Source organism: Halopseudomonas salina (genome assembly GCF_008641105.1).
This window is the reverse complement of the sequence record NZ_VTTI01000002.1, coordinates 132327-145494: the sequence shown is the minus strand read 5'-3', so window position 1 is coordinate 145494 and position 13168 is coordinate 132327. Positions and strand designations below refer to the sequence as shown.

General features: G+C 56.1%; 11 protein-coding genes and 2 pseudogenes. 2 read left to right on the top strand and 11 right to left on the bottom strand.

Features of this window, described 5'->3' with window-relative positions:
* The 4 genes from FZF01_RS04115 to iscR form a co-directional block, all read right to left on the bottom strand.
* On the bottom strand, positions 1 to 1122 hold a 1122-nt coding region (locus FZF01_RS04115), incomplete at its 3' end, for a SufB/SufD family protein (protein WP_223825382.1).
* Positions 1123 to 1127: 5 nt separating this feature from the next.
* Positions 1128 to 1877, bottom strand: coding sequence for a Fe-S cluster assembly ATPase SufC (gene sufC / locus FZF01_RS04110; protein ID WP_150276882.1), 750 nt, complete (start codon positions 1875 to 1877; stop codon positions 1128 to 1130).
* A 58-nt stretch (positions 1878 to 1935) separates the two neighbouring features.
* Positions 1936 to 3372, bottom strand: coding sequence for a Fe-S cluster assembly protein SufB (sufB, locus tag FZF01_RS04105; protein ID WP_150276881.1), 1437 nt, complete (start codon positions 3370 to 3372; stop codon positions 1936 to 1938).
* Positions 3373 to 3490: 118 nt separating this feature from the next.
* Positions 3491 to 3979, bottom strand: coding sequence for a Fe-S cluster assembly transcriptional regulator IscR (gene iscR / locus FZF01_RS04100; RefSeq protein WP_150276880.1), 489 nt, complete (start codon positions 3977 to 3979; stop codon positions 3491 to 3493).
* Positions 3980 to 4279: 300 nt separating this feature from the next.
* On the opposite strand from iscR, the gene FZF01_RS04095 reads away from it, so the two are divergent.
* The gene (locus FZF01_RS04095; protein ID WP_150276879.1) at positions 4280 to 5710 is read left to right on the top strand and encodes an aldehyde dehydrogenase family protein; all 1431 of its coding nucleotides are present in this window, start codon (positions 4280 to 4282) and stop codon (positions 5708 to 5710) included.
* 141 nt (positions 5711 to 5851) lie between these two features.
* Here the strand turns inward: FZF01_RS04095 and FZF01_RS04090 are convergent, their stop codons facing one another.
* From FZF01_RS04090 to FZF01_RS04075, 5 genes and pseudogenes are all read right to left on the bottom strand, one after another.
* Positions 5852 to 7273, bottom strand: a complete 1422-nt coding sequence (locus tag FZF01_RS04090; RefSeq protein WP_150276878.1) for an NAD(P)(+) transhydrogenase (Re/Si-specific) subunit beta — start codon at positions 7271 to 7273, stop codon at positions 5852 to 5854.
* 3 nt (positions 7274 to 7276) lie between these two features.
* Entirely contained in the window at positions 7277 to 7609 is a 333-nt protein-coding gene (locus tag FZF01_RS04085; RefSeq protein WP_150276877.1) for an NAD(P) transhydrogenase subunit alpha, read from the bottom strand.
* A gap of 2 nt (positions 7610 to 7611) precedes the next feature.
* Positions 7612 to 8364 (bottom strand): Rossmann-fold NAD(P)-binding domain-containing protein, encoded by a 753-nt coding sequence (locus FZF01_RS04080; protein WP_373286448.1) that lies wholly within the window; start codon positions 8362 to 8364, stop codon positions 7612 to 7614.
* A 27-nt stretch (positions 8365 to 8391) separates the two neighbouring features.
* Positions 8392 to 8742 (bottom strand): annotated as a pseudogene (locus FZF01_RS19765) (NAD(P)(+) transhydrogenase (Re/Si-specific) subunit alpha); the annotation flags it as partial.
* 91 nt (positions 8743 to 8833) lie between these two features.
* Positions 8834 to 9655 (bottom strand): metal-dependent hydrolase, encoded by an 822-nt coding sequence (locus tag FZF01_RS04075; protein ID WP_150276875.1) that lies wholly within the window; start codon positions 9653 to 9655, stop codon positions 8834 to 8836.
* Positions 9656 to 9867: 212 nt separating this feature from the next.
* Between FZF01_RS04075 and FZF01_RS04070 the strand changes: the two genes are divergently transcribed.
* The gene (locus FZF01_RS04070; RefSeq protein WP_150276874.1) at positions 9868 to 11280 is read left to right on the top strand and encodes an alanine/glycine:cation symporter family protein; all 1413 of its coding nucleotides are present in this window, start codon (positions 9868 to 9870) and stop codon (positions 11278 to 11280) included.
* 78 nt (positions 11281 to 11358) lie between these two features.
* Here FZF01_RS04070 and cysS read toward each other — a convergent pair whose 3' ends face one another.
* Both cysS and FZF01_RS19510 read right to left on the bottom strand, forming a co-directional pair.
* The gene (gene cysS / locus FZF01_RS04065) at positions 11359 to 12744 is read right to left on the bottom strand and encodes a cysteine--tRNA ligase (RefSeq protein WP_150276873.1); all 1386 of its coding nucleotides are present in this window, start codon (positions 12742 to 12744) and stop codon (positions 11359 to 11361) included.
* Positions 12744 to 13168, bottom strand: a pseudogene (locus tag FZF01_RS19510) (glutamine--tRNA ligase); the annotation flags it as partial. The pseudogene FZF01_RS19510 and the gene cysS, both read right to left, overlap by 1 nt.

Here is a 13168-nt window from a genome sequence, read left to right as displayed (position 1 = left end):
CTCGTTGAGCTGGCTTATGGTCGCGCCATGGGCGCAACGCACGTCGTCCGCGTAGATCTCAAGCTCAGGCTTGGTGTTGATCTCGGCTTTGTGCGAGGTGAGCAGATTCTTGTTGCTCAGCTCAGCCAGGGTCTTCTGCGCGTGCGGGTGGATATGAATACGCCCGTTGAAAACCGCCTTGGATGAGTCACCAACAATACCGCGGAAAACTTCGTTGGTAGTGCAATGGGGCACACAGTGCTCAACGTTGGTGTGATAGTCGATCAACTGATTGTTACGCGGCAGATACACACCGTGCAGTTCCAGATGTGCACCTTCGCCGCGGTGGTTGACCTGGTAATCGATACGCTTCAAGCGGCTGCCCTGAGCGATGGTAAAGCCATAGAACCGCGCAGAGCGATGCAGATCCACGTGCACTCCGCCCACGTGCAGCAGGTCTTCCTGCTCCAGATTGATGCGGTAATGTTGAATTTGCGCGTTATTGCCTACCACAACCTCTGTCAGGCAGTTGACGAAGCCATTCTGCTGCGTCTCGCTGGAGACATAATGCTCGATCAACTCGGCCTGGCTGTTCTCTTCCAGAACCAGCAGTACCCGCTGGTTGCTGATTACAGGCTCGGCGCCTGGAGTAGACACGTTGATTATATAAACCGGCTTGGCGAGCTTTTCGCCTTTGGCAACGTGAATAAGTAGACCGTCTGCGGTCCAGGCGTTACTCAATGCTGCAAACAGGTGCCGACTGGAGTCCACTACGGAGCCCAGGTGCTCTTGTACCAGCGCGCGCTGGTCCGCATCAGCATCGGCAAAACGCACGACAGAAGCAGGCAATGGGCTCGATTCGGCCGGGACAAACTGCCCATTGACGAAGACCAGCCGGGTCGCATCGAAATCCTCGATCGGTTCAATATCCTCCTTCCACTCCACACCCTCTGAAGAACCCCAGGTGCCTGCGGACGCGCTTTGCAGTGGCGCCAGAGGTGTGTACTTCCAACTCTCGGTCTTGCGCGTGGGCCAGGCTGCGGCGGTCCAGTTGTCCGCACCCTTGCGGCGCAGACTGGTCAGCCAATCGGGGCTTTGCTGTTGGGCTGCGAGCTCAATCGCCCTGTTCTGGAAATCCGTCATGGGAATCAGGCCACCTCTTCTTCAAGCCAGGCATAACCCTTGGCTTCCAGCTCAAGTGCCAAACTCTTGTCGCCGGATTTGACGATGCGACCACCGGCAAGCACGTGGACATGGTCAGGGACGATGTAATCCAGCAGACGCTGGTAGTGGGTCACCACAATAAAGCTGCGTTTACCGTCGCGCAGGCTGTTTACGCCGTCGGCAACCAGTTGCAGAGCATCAATATCCAGGCCTGAATCGGTCTCGTCGAGAATGCACAGGTCTGGCTCGAGCAGCATCATCTGCATCAGCTCGTTGCGCTTCTTTTCACCGCCGGAGAAGCCTTCATTAACGCCACGCTTGAGAAAGCTAGCAGGCAGGTCCACCCGCTTGCTGGTTTCACGGGCCAGCTTCATGAAATCCATCGCCGAGAGTTCTGGCAGCCCCGCGTGCTTGCGTCGTGCATCCAGGGAAACCTTGAGGAACTCCATGTTGCTGACGCCGGGAATTTCAACCGGATACTGGAATGCCAGAAAGAGGCCCTCGCGAGCACGCTCTTCGGTATCCATTTCGAGCAGATCATGCCCTTTATAGGTAATTGAACCGGCAGTCGCTTCATAGCCCGGGCGCCCGGCCAACACATTACCGAGGGTACTTTTACCCGATCCGTTGGGTCCCATGATCGCATGGACTTCGCCCGGCTTGATCTCGATATCCAGGCCCTTGAGGATATCTATTTGCTCAACTTTAGCGTGTAACCCTTTGACTGATAGCATTTTTGGTGCCCAATAACTGTGTGAATTTTATACAACCAAAGTAGACTGGAAGTCGGGTTTAACCCACCGACCCTTCCAGACTGACTTCGAGCAATTTACCTGCCTCGACCGCAAACTCCATCGGCAACTCCTTGAACACCTCACGACAGAAGCCATTGACGATCATCGAGATTGCTTTCTCGGCATCCAGACCGCGCTGCTGACAAAGGAACATCTGATCATCGCTGACCTTGGAGGTAGTAGCCTCATGCTCGACCACAGCGGTAGGGTTGCGGCTTTCTATGTACGGGAAGGTATGCGCGCCACAGCGGTCACCAATCAGCAAGGAGTCGCACTGGGTGAAGTTACGCGCGCCGTCGGCGCCCGGATTAAAGCGCACCAGGCCACGATAGGAGCTGTTGCTCTGGCCCGCGGAAATACCCTTGGCGATAATCGTGGACTTGGTGTTTTTGCCCAGGTGGATCATCTTGGTTCCGGTATCGGCCTGCTGAAAGTTGTTGGTCAACGCGACAGAGTAGAACTCACCAACACTGTTATCCCCCTTGAGAATGCAACTGGGGTACTTCCAGGTCACCGCCGAGCCGGTTTCAACCTGTGTCCAGGAGATCTTCGCATTGGTGTGGCAGATGCCTCGCTTGGTGACGAAGTTGTAGATCCCACCCTTACCCTCGGCATTACCCGGGTACCAGTTTTGCACCGTCGAATACTTGATGGTCGCGTTGTCCAGAGCAACCAGCTCAACTACCGCAGCGTGCAACTGATTTTCATCGCGCATAGGCGCCGTACAGCCTTCCAGGTAGCTCACATGGGAGCCTTCCTCGGCAATGATCAGCGTGCGCTCAAACTGCCCGGTGTTCATTTCGTTGATGCGGAAATAGGTCGACAGCTCCATGGGGCAACGCACGCCCTTGGGGATATAGACGAAGGAGCCATCGGAGAAGACCGCGGAGTTGAGCGCAGCGTAGTAGTTGTCCTTCTGGGGGACCACACTGCCCAGATATTTCTTCACCAGCTCAGGACACCGATGCACCGCCTCGCTGATGGGGCAGAAGATGACACCCGCCTCCTCCAGCTTCGCACGAAAGGTAGTGACCACGGATACCGAGTCGAAAACCGCATCGACCGCAACGCCAGCAAGCATTTCCTGCTCGTGGAGTGGGATACCCAGCTTTTCATAAGTACGGATCAGCTCGGGATCGACCTCGTCCAGACTCTTGGGTTTATCAGCCATACTCTTGGGCGAAGAAAAATAGGACACCGACTGGAAATCGATTTCCGGATAATGCACGTGGGCCCATGTAGGCTCATCCATCTCCTGCCAGGCGCGGAACGCCTTGAGGCGCCACTCCAGCAACCACTCGGGCTCACCTTTCTTCTCGGAGATGAAGCGTACGGTGCTCTCATCCAGGCCGGGAGGCAGAGTATCGGATTCGATGCTGGAGTGAAATCCAGCTGCATAATCACTCTTAATAAGGCTTTCGACTTGCTCAGTCACGGTATCACCTCAGTCAGGCAACGGATGATGAAGACCATCTGTTGCTGCTTATATCAGGCAGCAGTACGGACCGACGCTGGGCCTGCACTGCATGAATCGGACGGTTCTGGTGACCGTTTCAGATAATACGTTCCAACGTTGTTGCTTTTGCTGCGGAGGTACTGGCGCATCCATTTGTGTCCTGGCGTATGCGGACCCGTTGAATGTCTTCACGTGAGACCAGGTCTGCCAGACTGATGTCGCTTAGAAAATCGTGTAATCGATCACTCAGGTCCGACCATAAATGATGCGTCAAACAGACTTCGCCCTGCTGGCAATCGCCGCGCCCCAGGCAACGGGTGGCGTCCATCGAATCGTTAACAGCTTCCACAATCTGCGCCACGCTAATGGCGGCAGGGCCGCCAGCTAGCCGGTAGCCGCCGCCTGGGCCACGCACGCTTTCCACCAACTTGCACCGGCGCAGCTTGGCAAACAGCTGTTCGAGGTATGAAATGGAGACACCCTGACGCTGTGAAATGTCTGCCAGCGTGATCGGCCCCTGATCTTCGTGGAGGGCAAGATCCAGCATGGCAGTTACCGCATAGCGGCCTTTCGTTGTCAGACGCATTAGCGATCCCGAGCCGGTTGGACGTGCAGACACTATGCAATAGCCAAGCGTTTTAGTCAAGTATTACCCCTGACCTAAGGCCCGCATTATAAGGGTATTTACCCGCATTCAGAAGGCGCTGACATCTGCTCATACATCCCGACAGCAGCAATGGAATCGCTGACACTGCCATGACCACATCAGGCCAACCGATGTCCCGTCATCATTGGTAAGCAGATTGCACATAAAGAGGCTGATAGATCCAGCCTGACAATGCTATCGTCACAGGGATATTCGAATTACATGAAAAGGAGTCCATCAATGAGTCATTACCACGAATTCTTCATCAACGGCCAATGGGTACAACCCAAGGGCGAGAACACCATCGACGTGATCAACCCGGCTACCGAACAGGTCGCAGCCAACATTGCCCTGGGCAACAAGGAAGACGTTGACCTGGCTGTTGAAGCTGCCAGAAATGCATTTGCCACCTTTTCCCAGACCACCCGTGAGGAGCGTATTGCGCTGCTGGAACGCGTCATGGAAGTTTTCATGAAGCGTCTTCCCGATGTAGCCGAAGCCATTTCCATCGAGATGGGTGCGCCGGCCAAACTATCCAAGACTGCCCAGGCGCCCTCTGGTATCGGCCACTTCTCGGCAGCACTGGACGCGCTGAAGGAGTTCAAGTTCGAGGAAGAAATGGGCACCACGCTGGTCGTCAAGGAGCCGATTGGTGTCTGCGGTCTGATCACTCCCTGGAACTGGCCCATGAACCAGATGACCTGCAAGGTCGCACCTGCCCTGGCCACCGGTTGCACCATGGTGCTCAAGCCCTCGGAAGTGGCTCCTTTGTCCGCCCTGATTCTGGCTGAGATTCTTGAAGAAGCCGGTGTACCACCAGGCGTCTTCAACCTCGTCAATGGCGATGGCCCCACCGTGGGCGCCGCCATGTCTTCTCATCCTGGCATCGACATGATGTCCTTCACTGGCTCTACTGCAGCCGGCCGCATGGTCATGAAATCCGGCGCCGACACCATTAAGCGTGTGGCACTGGAACTGGGTGGAAAGTCTGCCAACATCCTGCTGGATGATGTTGACTTTGAAAAGATGGTTGGCCACGCGGTCATGTCCTGCATGAACAACACAGGGCAGTCCTGTAACGCCCCCACGCGCCTGCTGGTACCTAACAGCCGCATGGATGAAGTTGCCGCTATTGCAAAGGCGGTAGCTGCCAAGGTCAAGGCTGGCGACCCGAACGCAAGTGATACTGTTATTGGTCCTGTCGCTTCGGAAAATCAGTGGAAAAAGATCCAGGGACTGATCAAGGACGGTATGGAAGAAGGCGCCAGGCTGGTTACTGGCGGACCGGACCGTCCAGAGGGCCTGGAAACCGGCTTTTATGTCAAACCCACCGTATTCAGCCACGTAACCAATGATATGCATATAGCCCGTGAAGAAATCTTCGGGCCAGTGCTCTCCATCATTGGCTATGAAGATGAAGAAGACGCCGTTCGCATCGCCAACGACACCGTTTACGGACTGTCCGGCTACGTGTCCTCCGGCAACCTGGACCGTGCGCGCAATGTTGCCCGCCGCATCCGTACCGGCATGGTGCACCTCAACGGCGCGCCGCTGGATAACAAGGCACCCTTTGGTGGTTACAAGGAGTCGGGGATTGGCCGCGAATGGGGCCATTATGGTTTCGAGGACTTCCTCGAGGTCAAATCGATCTTCGGTTATAACGCCAAATAGTCGCTGCGCTCCCAGCTAGAAGCTGCAAGCTGCAAGTAAGGCGTCAGAAACCAGCACCAGCAACAAAAAAACCCGGCAAATGCCGGGTTTTTTATTTGCTTCTAGCTTGAAGCTTGAAGCTTGCGGCTAGCAGCTTGCCGGTCACCCCAGCGACTTCACCGCCTCGATCATCTGCGCCATCACCTTCTGAGCATCACCGTAGACCATCGAGGTGTTGTCGGCGTAGAAAAGCTCGTTCTCTACACCCGAGTACCCCTTGCCCTGGCCACGCTTGACCACATACGCCGTCTGCGCCATATCCACGTTGAGAATCGGCATGCCGTAGATAGGGCTGGATTTCTTGGTCCGGGCTGCAGGGTTCACCACATCGTTGGCGCCCAATACGATTGCCACATCAGCCTGGGCGAAATCTTCATTGATGTCTTCCAGATCGAAGATGATGTCGTAGGGCACACCCGCTTCAGCCAGCAGCACGTTCATATGACCAGGCATGCGTCCGGCAACCGGGTGAATGGCAAAACGCACGTCAACGCCCTGTTTCTGCAGCAACTTCACAAACTCATAGAGCTTGTGCTGCGCCTGGGCCACTGCCAGGCCATAACCCGGAACGATGATGACCTTGTTGGCGTAGTACATTGCGATGGCCGCATCGGATGCCTCTGCCGCCTTCATGCTACCTTCTATTTCGCTATCACCACCGTCGTCGGTTTCACCAAACTGGCTGAAGATCACATTGGATACCGGGCGGTTCATCGCCTTGGCCATCATCAGGGTGAGCAAGGTACCAGCCGACCCGACCACCGTACCGGCAATGATCATTGCCGGATTCTGCAACACGAAACCTTCGAACGCTACGGCCAGACCGGTAAAGGCGTTGTAAAGGGAAATCACCACAGGCATGTCCGCGCCGCCAATGGGATTGGTCAGCATCACGCCCAGCACCAGCGAGATAACGAAGAACACGGCTACCAGCGTTATCGAGACTTCACCAGCCAGCCCTGCGGTGGTAATTGCAGCGCCAGTTGCCAGTGCGAGGAAAAACAGAGCGGCATTGATAGCCTGCTGGCCTGGCAGGCGTACCGTCTTGTTGATTCGCCCGTCCAGTTTGGCCCAGGCAATCAATGAACCTGACAGCGCCACGGCACCAATCAGACCACCGAGTACGGCAAGAATGGTTACCACTATCCCGTGGGACTGGGCATTGCCTGAGAACAACTCAATTGCCGCGATCGCGGCCGCCGCGCCGCCGCCCATACCGTTGTAAAGGGCCACCATCTGCGGCATGTCGGTCATGGCTACTTTCTTGCCACTGTACCAGGCCCAGCCCACACCTATCCCCAGGGCGATAACCACTAACGTGAGGTTTACCCAGACATGGGGCTGGGCCTTCTCGTTAACGTCCAGGCCGTATAAAAACGCGACAGCTACAGCAAGCACCATGCCCCAGCCCGCGACCAGGATGCCGGAGCGTGCGGTCACCGGGCTGGCCATACGCTTGAGACCATAGATAAACAGCAGGGCCGCAACGAAATAGGCCGCTTCAATAATCAGCGTGGTATCCATGACCTATTCCTTGTCCGTCGATGTGGTTTTGTCAGCGCGCTTGTCGCTGCTCTTGAACATCTGCAGCATCCGCTCGGTCACCACGTAGCCACCAGCAGCGTTGCCGGCGCCCAACAGCACACCGAAAAACCCGATCACCTGCTCCAGCGGCGTTGATGCATTCAGCAGCGCCCACATTGCACCGACCACGACAATGCCGTGGATAAAGTTGGAGCCGGACATCAGCGGCGTATGCAGAATTGCCGGCACCCGGCCAATGATCTCGTAACCTGTGAAGGCCGCGAGCATGAAGATATACAGGGCAACAAACCCGGTAATGGTGGTTGTAGCATCCATGGTTATGCCCCCGTAGTGGTTTCGACTGCTTTTCTGGCAGCTTCATTCTTGATTTCGCCATCGTGAGTCAACACGGCACCGGTGAGAACTTCATCTTCCCAGTCAATGTTCAACTCTCCGTCCTTGACCATCAGACCGATCAGAGCAAGCAGATTGCGCGAGTAGAGTTCAGAGGCGTGTTCGGCAAGGTGACTGGGAATATTCAGGGGTGCAACGATGGTGACCGGTCCGATCTCCACCGTGTCGCCCGGTTCCGTGAGCGGCGTGTTACCGCCTCCTTCGGCTGCCAGATCAATAATGACCGAGCCGGGCTTCATACCGCGAATCTGGGATTCACTGATGATTTTCGGACTGGGTCTGCCGGGTATAGATGCCGTAGTGATCACAGCGTCCGCAGTCTGAATGTGGCGCGTAAGCACCTCATCCACCTTGGCCTGCTCTTCCGACGTAAGTTCGCGGGCATAACCGCCGGTACCGCTGGCTGACACCCCGGTATCCACAAACTTGCCACCCACCGATTCCACCTGCTCTTTCACTTCCGGGCGCACGTCGTAACCCTCAACGATCGCGCCTAACCGCTTGGCGGTGGCCAGAGCTTGCAGCCCGGCCACACCAGCGCCCATGACCAGAATCCGCGCCGGGCGCAGTGAGCCCACCGCCGTCGTCATCATTGGCAGAATACGATTGAGATTGGTCGCTGCTAGCAATGCGGCGTAGTAACCTGCCAGAGCAGCTTGAGAAGACAAGGCGTCCATGGCCTGCGCACGGGTAATGCGCGGCACGAGCTCCATGGCAAAACAGGTAATCCTGTGATCACGCAGGGCCTGGACGATGGGCGCCTCGCGGTGCGCATAAACGAAGCAGCACAGCACTGTGCCGGGCTTCATCTGCTCGATTTCTTCTATCGAGGGTGGCTGCACGCGAAACACCAGATCAACACCAGCGGGTGGCTCGGCGACCCTCACCCCCGCCTTCTCATAAGCCGCGTCCGGTATCCTGGCTGCTTCGCCGGCCCCTGGTTGCAAACTGATCTCGATGCCGAGCTTGGTGAGTTTTTCTGCGACCACTGGCACCAGTGCCACACGTTTCTCGTGCAGTCGGGTTTCCCCGGGAACAAACAGCTGAACAGTCATGACGCATCCTTCGCAACAGAAGATGGTCCATCATAGACCATCGTCTGGGTTGTTTGCGATAGGGTGCACTGTTAGGAGGCGAGTCTAGCGCTCAGGCCGGGAGGGGCTCGAACTCTCTTGCGACCCTGTCCATCAGCTGGGCGTTATCATGCTGCCAGGGATGGAAATCCTCACGAAAGAAATCGCGGTAGGCGGGAATCAGGCGAGTGAAAAACCCTTTGGGCCCCCACAACCAGACCAGCCCCTTCCACCATGTTGATGGAGTCAGTTTTCCGTCTTTCCTGAGCATATGCAGCGTACCTTTGGTCACATCCTTGAGAAAGAAAAAGGTCGCCTGACGCATTGCCTTGCGCAGAATTTTACGGTCACCGGATACCTGCATATAAACGTCAAAAGCGACTGCTTTATGCTCGGTTTCTTCCAACGCATGCCAGCGCCAGAGTCGCTGCATTTCGGGGCTGGCCTGGTCTATCCACTCCGGCTCACTGAGCAGCGCATTGGCCAGAATCGCCGTAAAATGCTCCATCGCGACAGTGCCGGCCAACTGACGATCAGGTGAAAACTGTTTCTGCACGAACCGTATGCGCCGTTTCACCGGCAACTCCAGGCGGTCGACATCATAGCCCAGTGCACGCAGACGGTTGTTGTAGTCGATATGTTCGCGACTGTGGTGGCCTTCCTGACCAATAAATCCACGAATCTGCTCGAGCAGCGCCGGATCGGTGATCTGGTTGCGGAACTGGCGTACCGAATCGATGAAGTAGCGCTCACCGTCTGGAAACAGGACCGACATCGCATTGAAAAAATGGGTCTTGAATGGATCATTTCCATGCCAATGGCGGGGTAATGGATCCGGCAGGCTGAAATCCATGCGGCGTGGACGAATCTGCAGGTTGGCGGGTGTAAGGCTCATATCGACTCCTGGTGCAGGCGGGGCTTTAGCCACGTTCTCATGTATGGGTACGATAGTAGGCTGACAGTTTGTCAAAAGACAGGTCGTATACAGCCATTTACCACGGCGTATATGGCGCATATCGAAGAAATGAGCCACAAGGCTGGCGGATTGTCTGTCGAAGACTAGGGTTAAAAAGTACTCCTTGCGAATCTATCCACTCAGGAAGAGCCATGACAACGATAATTGACTTTCTCAACAACCTTTTCTGGGGTTACATCCTCATCTACGGGCTATTGGCTGTGGGCGTGTTCTTCACTGTCCGGCTGGGCTTTCTGCAGTTCGTCAATTTTGGTGAGATGATCCGTGCAATCAAGGGATCCCGCCAGAGCGACGAGAACGGAATCTCACCCTTCCAGGCGTTGGCAACCAGCCTCGCTTCCCGGGTAGGCACGGGCAACCTGGCCGGCGTGGCAGTCGCCTTGTATCTGGGTGGGGCGGGAGCCATTTTTTGGATGTGGATGGTCGCACTCGTGGGTATGGCAACCGCTTATTCGGAAAGCACCCTGGCCCAGCTATACAAGATCCGTGATGGTGAGGGTCAATACCGAGGCGGACCTGCTTTCTATATTTCCAAGGGACTGAATGCCCCCTGGGCCGGCGGCGTATTTTCCGTATGTCTGATTATCTCCTTCGGCCTGGTATTCAACGCGGTTCAGGCAAATTCCATCGCTGATGCCATGGAAGGTGCCTTCGGTTTTTCCAAGATGTGGGTCGGTATCGCCCTGGCTGCCGGTGCGGCCCTGGTGATTTTCGGAGGATTGCGCTCGATTGCCCGGTTCGCTGAAATAATCGTGCCATTCATGGCCGGTGCCTACGTATTGATGGCTCTGGTAGTAATGGCCATAAACATTACTGACGTTCCTGGTGTTCTGGCCACTATCGTCAGAAGCGCATTTGGGCTGGAAGAAGCCGCAGGTGGTGTCGCAGGCTCGGTTACCGCCGCCATGCTGAACGGCATCAAACGCGGTCTGTTTTCCAACGAAGCCGGTATGGGTTCGGCACCAAACGTGGCAGCCACTGCTACGCCGGCGCCCCATCACCCCTCCTCCCAGGGCCTGGTTCAGGCGCTAGGTGTATTTATCGACACCATTGTGATCTGCACTGCCACAGCAGTAATGATTCTGCTATCGGGTGTGCTGGAACCAGGCTCCGGCGTCACAGGTACACAGTTGACCCAGCAGGCAATGGCCTCGCATATTGGCGTTGCCGGCACTTACTTTATCGCTATCGCCATCCTGTTCTTTGCCTTTACCTCGATCGTTGCCAACTATTCCTATGCGGAAAACGCGATGACGTTCCTGGGCATGGGCAATCGAACAGGTTTTACCATTTTGCGCGTGGCTGCGCTGGGCATGGTTGTCTGGGGCTCGATGCAGGCAGTATCCACCGTATTCAACGCTGCGGATGCGTCCATGGGCCTGATGGCTACGGTAAACCTGATCGCCATAGTGCTGCTATCGGGCACCGTAGCGAAACTGACCAAGGATTATCTGGCGCAGCGCAAGGAAGGCCTCGTACCTACCTTCAAGCTCAAGGACTTCCCCGAGCTGAAGGACAAGATAAAGAACGATATCTGGCACTAGGTCTGATGCTGGAAAACTACAAAGCAAAAAAAACGGCAACCACAAGGTTGCCGTTTTCTTCTGAACCAGACGGTCAGATCAGTCCTTGATACGCCAGGTCGTACCACCCTTGCCATCCTCGAGCACTACACCCTTGGCTGTCAGCTCATCCCTTATGCGGTCAGACTCGGCCCAGTTCTTGTCTGCCCGTGCCTGAAGCCGCGCCTTGATCAATGCTTCAATCTCGGCCGCGTCGACCTTGCCGCTCCCACCAGCCTGAAGAAACATATCAGGATCCAGTTGCAACAGCCCCAGATTCCCGGCCAACTCACGTAGCCTCGCTGCCAGGGCTGCGGCGGAGGCCGGATTACTGTCCTTGAGGCGATTTACCTCGCGCACCATGTCAAACAGCACAGCGCAGGCTTCGGGCGTATTGAAATCATCATCCATCGCCGCGCCGAAACGCTCGACAAACTCCTCGCCATCCGCGGCCTGAGCGTCAGGCAACCCCTTGAGCGCATGATAGAACCGCTCAAGCGCGCCCCGAGCTTCCTTCAGGTTATCTTCCGAATAATTGATCGAACTACGATACTGACTGGAGACCAGCAGATAGCGCACCACTTCAGGGTGATACTTTTCCAGCACCTCCCGAATGGTGAAGAAATTCCCCAGTGACTTTGACATTTTCTCGCCATCGACACGCACCGCACCCGCATGCATCCAGGCCATCGCATAGGGCTTTTCATTTGCAGCTTCGCTCTGCGCGATCTCATTTTCATGGTGCGGAAACACCAGATCGGGCCCGCCACCATGGATGTCGAAGGTATCCCCCAGGCAGCAGTTGGACATCACCGAGCACTCGATATGCCAGCCTGGGCGCCCCTCACCCCAGGGCGACGACCAACTGGGCTCGCCCGGCTTGGCGGCCTTCCAAAGCACGAAGTCCAGTGGATCTTCCTTGGCCTCACCTACCTCTACCCGGGCGCCCGAACGCAGATCCTCGATCTTCTTGCGGGACAACTTGCCATAGCCTTCAAACTTGCCGACCCGGTAATACACGTCACCATTCCCTGGTGCGTAGGCATAACCCTTGTCGATCAGAGTCTGAATCATGTTGTGCATACCTGGCACATGATCGCTGGCTCGGGGTTCCATGTCCGGTCTCAATACACTCAACCGGGCTTCATCTTCATGCATCGCCGCAATCATGCGATTGGTCAGCACCTGGAAGGTCTCACCATTTTCATTGGCACGACGGATGATCTTGTCGTCAATGTCAGTGATATTTCGCACGTAGGTCAGCTTGTAGCCACGAAAGCGTAACCAGCGGGCAACCACATCAAAGGCCACCATCACCCGTGCGTGGCCAATATGGCAGTAGTCGTAGACGGTCATACCGCATACATACAGCCGCACATGATTGTCTTCCAACGGCATCAGCGGCGCCTTGGTTTTGGTCAGCGTGTTGTAGATCGACAGAACCATTATTGCCCCCAGGAATCGCGCAGCGTTACGGTGCGATTGAACACCAGACGGTCTGGTTTCGAGTCCTTGCTGTCGACACAGAAATAACCCTCACGCTCAAACTGGAAGCGTTCCTCGGCAGCCGCGCTGGCCAGCGAAGGCTCTGCACGGCAACCGGCAAGCACCACCAGTGACTCCGGATTGATGTTTTCCAGGAAAGTGCCACCCTCCTCGCTCTTGTCAGGATTGGGCGCGCGGAACAGGCGATCATACAGACGCACTTCGCACTCCAGACTTTGCGCAGCCGGTACCCAGTGAATAACGCCCTTGACCTTGCGGCCCTCGGGATTCTTGCCCAGCGTGTCCGGGTCGTAGGAGCACAGCAGCTCTACGATGTTGCCATCGGCATCGGTTACCGCTTCATCCGCGCGGATCACATAACTGC

Coding starts and splice junctions, on each gene's coding strand:
- sufC (WP_150276882.1), bottom strand. CDS start 1,877: ATGCTATCAGTCAAAGGGTTACACGCTAAAGTTGAGCAAATAGATATC.
- iscR (WP_150276880.1), bottom strand. CDS start 3,979: ATGCGTCTGACAACGAAAGGCCGCTATGCGGTAACTGCCATGCTGGAT.
- FZF01_RS04095 (WP_150276879.1), top strand. CDS start 4,280: ATGAGTCATTACCACGAATTCTTCATCAACGGCCAATGGGTACAACCC.
- FZF01_RS04090 (WP_150276878.1), bottom strand. CDS start 7,273: ATGGATACCACGCTGATTATTGAAGCGGCCTATTTCGTTGCGGCCCTG.
- FZF01_RS04085 (WP_150276877.1), bottom strand. CDS start 7,609: ATGGATGCTACAACCACCATTACCGGGTTTGTTGCCCTGTATATCTTC.
- FZF01_RS04080 (WP_373286448.1), bottom strand. CDS start 8,364: ATGGACGCCTTGTCTTCTCAAGCTGCTCTGGCAGGTTACTACGCCGCA.
- FZF01_RS04075 (WP_150276875.1), bottom strand. CDS start 9,655: ATGAGCCTTACACCCGCCAACCTGCAGATTCGTCCACGCCGCATGGAT.
- FZF01_RS04070 (WP_150276874.1), top strand. CDS start 9,868: ATGACAACGATAATTGACTTTCTCAACAACCTTTTCTGGGGTTACATC.
- cysS (WP_150276873.1), bottom strand. CDS start 12,744: ATGGTTCTGTCGATCTACAACACGCTGACCAAAACCAAGGCGCCGCTG.